Below are 4,533 nucleotides of genomic sequence, written 5' to 3' on the forward strand. Positions count from 1 at the left end.
GCGTGAAAAAGCCGGCGCACCCGCAAAGGATGCACCGGCTTTACACCGAGGTTGGCGTCTTGCTTACTTCCGCGAACGCAGCGCGTCAACGCTCCATGCACCACCGCCGGCAGCGGCAAAGAACAAAAACACAAAGCAGAACAACACGGCCGACTCGCCGCCATTCAGCATCGGCGCCGCCACAAAGCCTTTAGACGCATGGCCAATGAAATAGGCAAATGCCAGCAAGCCCGACAACACAAACGCCACAGGCCGCGTGAACAGCCCAATCAACAGCAACGCACCGCCAAAGAGCTCCAGAATGCCGGCAAAGCCGATCAGCGACAACACCTGCAGCCCGTCGAAATAGGCCACGTGGGGAAAGCCCAGCAGCTTGGCTGTGCCATGCTGAATAAGCAAATAAGCAGAAACAATGCGAAGCACCGAGAGTGCGCGTGAAGTCAGTTGGTCGTTTTGGGCAAAGGCCATGAGATTCCCTCCGTTAAAAGGGTGTCTGACAGGCCTGTAGCAAAAAAGTTCAGTGCCGCTGCGCAAGTTTCTGCCGGGACTTGGGGCCACCCGATGCGGGGCTTGCGATGCTCGCCGAACTTTTCTCGGTCAGCAGTTGAACCAGGTGCTGCCGGATCACCGAGGTGATGTGCTCGCGCTTGCCCTGCTCCAGCATGCCGATCAGCCGTGTCGGTGGCCGGCCCGGCAGCGGCAGCACACGCAGAAGCGCATCGTTGGCCCAGTCGGCGTTCTTGACATGCGGCACGATGGTGACGCCGACGTTCTGGCGCACCAGGTCGATGATGGCCGAGAGCGAGCTGAGCTCCAGAAAGTCCTGCGGCACCAGGCCCAGCTTGCGCAAGGTCTGCTCTATGCGGATGCCGCTGGGCGTGCGCCGGTCAAAGCGCAGGAAGGGTTGCTCACGCAGCAGTTTTTTGAAGTCGGTGCCCGGCGGCGCTGCCTGGGAGCTCGCGACCACTGTCAGCGGCTCGGTGTACAGCGGCGTCCAGCGCATGCCCTTTCGCTCCTGCGGCGAGTCGTCGACGAAGACCGCCGCGTCGAGTTCACCGCTCTTGACACTGCGCGCCAGGCCGCTGGACTCCTGCATGACCAGCCGCACATTAAGACGCGGGTAGAGCGGCTTCATCCTGACGACGGTGTTTGAGAGCAGCCCCATCGCCGTGACGATGGAGCCCACCGTCACGGTGCCGGCGATCTCTCCCTCGCCGTCCAGGCCTTCGCGCATCTCGTCGTAGTACCCGACGATTTTTTCCGCATGCGCCACCAGCGCGCGGCCCCCGTCCGAAAGCACCACACCGCGCCCCGAACGCTCGAAAAGCACGGTCTTGAGCTCGGTCTCCAGCGCGCGCATCTGCAGCCCCACCGCGGCCTGTGTCAGCGCGACGCGATCGGACGCTGCGGCGAACGAGCCGCCCTGTGCGACAACCAGAAAGGTCTTCAAAAACCGGATCGTGCTCATGCGCRCACCGCCCCAATACAAAAGAATAACTTTAGCATCTCAAAACATAATATAGATATATTTTTCAAACCGGATGGAGAACAATCCGCCTTAACAGGGTTGTGTGACGGACACATGTCTCCCGCCGCAACGGCGCATCTCCCTCGAAACGCGCGGCTTTTCCGGGCTTCTGCAGCAGCAGCCCGGCCGCTTGGATGGCTTGTTTTTTGGGGCGATGATTTATGTCTGATGCACTCCTGGCGAATACCGGCACGGCTTCACCACTCTCATTTGGGGAGAAACGGGCGGCAGCCATTTACGACCTGGGCCACAGCACGATTTTTGCGTCGCGCACCGACCCGCGCTTTTCCTACTGCACCTATGCCCCGCCGCACCTGGGTGAGTCAAAGCAGCCCATGCAGCTGGTGGTCGTGGTGCACGGCACGGGCCGCGCCTTCACCGAATACCGCGACGCCTTCGCCGCCTTCGCCAAATGGAATGACTGCATCGTGTTGTGCCCGCTGTTCCCGGCCGGTCCGCAGGGCGACGGCAACCGCGACGGTTTCAAGCACCTGCGCGAAGCCGACATCCGCTACGACCAGATCCTGCTCAGCATGGTCGACGAGGTAGCCGTCAAGTTCGGTTGCGACTTTTCAAAGTTCGCGCTCTTTGGCTATTCCGGCGGCGGCCAGTTCGTCAACCGCTTCGGCCTGCTACACCCCGAGCGCCTCTGGGCGCTTTCCATAGGCGCGCCAGGCTCGGTGACTCTCATCGACCACCAGCAGGACTGGTGGGTGGGCGTGCGCGACTTCGAAAAACGCTTCGGCAAACCGCTGAACCTTGCGGCCCTCAAAGCCTTGCCGGTGCACATGGTGGCCGGCAAGGCCGACATGGAAACCTGGGAGATCACCCACCGCGAAGGCGGCAAGTTCTACATGGCCGGCGCCAATGACGCGGGGCGCACGCGCCCCGAGCGGCTGGAGACCTTGCGCCAGTCCTTTGTGCAGGCCGGCGTCAACGTCACGCTGGACCTGGTCGACAACGTTCCCCACGACGGCCTGGCCTGCGTCGACACGGTGCAGGACTTCCTCGCGACCGTGCTGCGCGCCATCCGGAAAAAAGCGGCGGGCCGGGCCCAGTGATGTCACGTCAACCCCAAACCTGAAGACTGACCATGCTACGTTTCGCGCTGGCCCGCCTGATGATGGCGATACCGACCCTGCTGATCGTGGCGGTGGCGGTCTTTGTGTTGATCCGGCTCATCCCTGGCGACCCGGCGCAGCTGCTGCTGGGCGACCTGGCCGACCCGGTACGCCTGGCTGACCTGCGCGCCCAGCTCGGGCTCGACAAGAGTTGGCCGGTGCAGTTCGGCATCTGGGGCCGGCACGTGCTGGGTGGCGACCTCGGCGTTTCCATCAACACCGGCGAACCCGTGCTGCAACTGGTGCTGAGCCGCTTCCTGGTCAGCGCGCAGATTGTGCTGATTGCCGTGCTCTTCGCCACCCTGGTCGCGGTGCCCGCCGGCATGATCGCCGCGTGGAAGCAAAACCGCCTGCCCGACCTGATGCTGGTCGGCACCGCCACCCTGCTGGTGTCCATCCCTACCTTCTGGCTCGGCCTGTTGCTGCTGCTCTTCTTTGGCCTGAAGCTCGAATGGCTGCCCGTGGTCGGCTATGTCTCGATCATGAGCGACTGGAAGTCGGGCCTGCTGTACCTGCTGATGCCCATCCTCACGCTGTTCCTGCATGAAATCGGCGTGCTGATCCGCATGGCCAGGGCCAGCACACTGGAAGTGCTGCGGCTGGACTACATCACGCATGCGCGCGCCAAGGGCCTGTCGGAGCGTGCTGTGCTGGTGCACCATGCGTTCCGCAACTCCTTCGGCCCGACCTGGACTTTGATCGGCCTCGTCCTGGGCAACCTGCTGGGCGGCGTGGCGGTTGTTGAAACCGTGTTCACGATTCCCGGCCTGGGCCGCCTGCTGGTCGACGCGATCTTCGCGCGCGACTACCCGGTGATCCAGGGTTGCCTGCTGCTGGTTGCCGTGATCTATGTCATCACCAACCTGGTCATCGACCTCTGCTATCCGATCTTCGACCCCAGGGTGCTGGCCGAATGAAAAAATTCCTTACCCCTCAGGCCCTGATCGGCCTCGTCATCGTGGGCCTGATCCTCGCGGCGGCCGTGCTGGCCTTCTTCTGGACGCCGCACGAGCCGCTCAAGATCAATTTTCTGGCACGCCTCAAACCACCCAGCGCCACTTATTGGCTGGGCACCGACGAGTTCGGCCGCGACGAACTCTCGCGCCTGATGGCCGGCGCCTCCAACAGCGTGTGGATCAGCTTCCTCACCGTGCTGTTCTCCATCTCCATCGGCACCGCCATCGGCGTGCTGACGGGCTTTGTGCGCGGCTGGACCGACCGCATCATCATGGCCTTCATCAACGCCCTGCTGGCCTTCCCCGGCCTGCTGCTGGCGCTCGCGCTGCTGGCCGTTTTCGGCGCCAACAAGTACGGCATCATCCTGGCGCTGGGCCTGGCCTACACGCCTTCGGTCACGCGCATCGTGCGCGGCACGGTAATGTCGCTGCGCGAAAAGGAATTCATCGAATCCTCCCGCGTGCTCGGCAATTCAGAGCTGTACACCATGTTCCGCCATGTGCTGCCCAACTGCGTGGCGCCGCTCACCGTGCTGGCCACCTCGATGTTCGGCTGGGTCATCCTGGCGGAAAGCTCGCTGTCCTTTCTGGGCCTGGGCGTGCCGCCGCCCGCGCCCACCTGGGGCAATATGCTGGCCGCGGCCCGGCCCTTCATGGCGCAGGCAACTTACCTTTCCATCTTCCCGGGCCTGTGCATTGCGCTCACGCTACTGGGCATCAACTTCCTGGGTGACGCGGTGCGCGACCTGCTGGATCCGCGCATGAGGGGCGTCGAATGAACCACCTTGTGGATGTCTCGGCCTTAAGCCTTTCCATCGGCAAGGGCGGCCGCGAAATCGTGCGCAATGTGTCCTTCACCGTCGCACCCGGCGAAATCGTTGGCATCGTCGGCGAATCCGGCAGCGGCAAGACCCAGGCGGCCCGGGCC

Annotated in this window: 6 protein-coding genes; 4 read left to right on the plus strand and 2 right to left on the minus strand. The window is 63.3% G+C overall.

Going from position 1 to position 4,533, the window contains the following annotated elements; genetic code table 11:
* Positions 1–63 precede the first annotated feature (63 nt).
* Both AC1D1X_RS16195 and AC1D1X_RS16200 read right to left on the minus strand, forming a co-directional pair.
* Entirely contained in the window at positions 64–468 is a 405-nt protein-coding gene (locus tag AC1D1X_RS16195) for a DoxX family protein (RefSeq protein ID WP_477669939.1), read from the minus strand.
* Positions 469–517: 49 nt separating this feature from the next.
* Positions 518–1,468, minus strand: coding sequence for a LysR substrate-binding domain-containing protein (locus tag AC1D1X_RS16200; protein ID WP_477669940.1), 951 nt, complete (start codon positions 1,466–1,468; stop codon positions 518–520).
* Positions 1,469–1,689: 221 nt separating this feature from the next.
* On the opposite strand from AC1D1X_RS16200, the gene AC1D1X_RS16205 reads away from it, so the two are divergent.
* The 4 genes from AC1D1X_RS16205 to AC1D1X_RS16220 form a co-directional block, all read left to right on the plus strand.
* Complete coding sequence (locus AC1D1X_RS16205; RefSeq protein ID WP_477669941.1) at positions 1,690–2,589, plus strand: alpha/beta hydrolase; 900 nt, start codon at positions 1,690–1,692, stop codon at positions 2,587–2,589.
* A 32-nt stretch (positions 2,590–2,621) separates the two neighbouring features.
* Positions 2,622–3,566: an ABC transporter permease gene (locus AC1D1X_RS16210; RefSeq protein ID WP_477669942.1), complete on the plus strand. Its 945-nt coding sequence runs from the start codon at positions 2,622–2,624 to the stop codon at positions 3,564–3,566.
* On the plus strand, positions 3,563–4,384 hold the full coding sequence (locus AC1D1X_RS16215) for an ABC transporter permease (protein WP_477669943.1): 822 nt from the start codon (positions 3,563–3,565) through the stop codon (positions 4,382–4,384). Before AC1D1X_RS16210 ends, AC1D1X_RS16215 begins: the two co-directional genes overlap by 4 nt.
* Positions 4,381–4,533 (plus strand): ATP-binding cassette domain-containing protein (locus AC1D1X_RS16220; protein WP_477698654.1); only part of this gene is annotated, 153 nt, incomplete at its 3' end. The genes AC1D1X_RS16215 and AC1D1X_RS16220, both read left to right, overlap by 4 nt.

It is taken from the genome of Polaromonas sp. P1_G4 (assembly GCF_056405475.1).

Bases quoted from the DNA above. Each gene is read 5' to 3' on its own strand.
- AC1D1X_RS16195 (WP_477669939.1), bottom strand. From the start codon at position 468: ATGGCCTTTGCCCAAAACGACCAACTGACTTCACGCGCACTCTCGGTG.
- AC1D1X_RS16200 (WP_477669940.1), bottom strand. From the start codon at position 1,468: ATGAGCACGATCCGGTTTTTGAAGACCTTTCTGGTTGTCGCACAGGGC.
- AC1D1X_RS16205 (WP_477669941.1), top strand. From the start codon at position 1,690: ATGTCTGATGCACTCCTGGCGAATACCGGCACGGCTTCACCACTCTCA.
- AC1D1X_RS16210 (WP_477669942.1), top strand. From the start codon at position 2,622: ATGCTACGTTTCGCGCTGGCCCGCCTGATGATGGCGATACCGACCCTG.
- AC1D1X_RS16215 (WP_477669943.1), top strand. From the start codon at position 3,563: ATGAAAAAATTCCTTACCCCTCAGGCCCTGATCGGCCTCGTCATCGTG.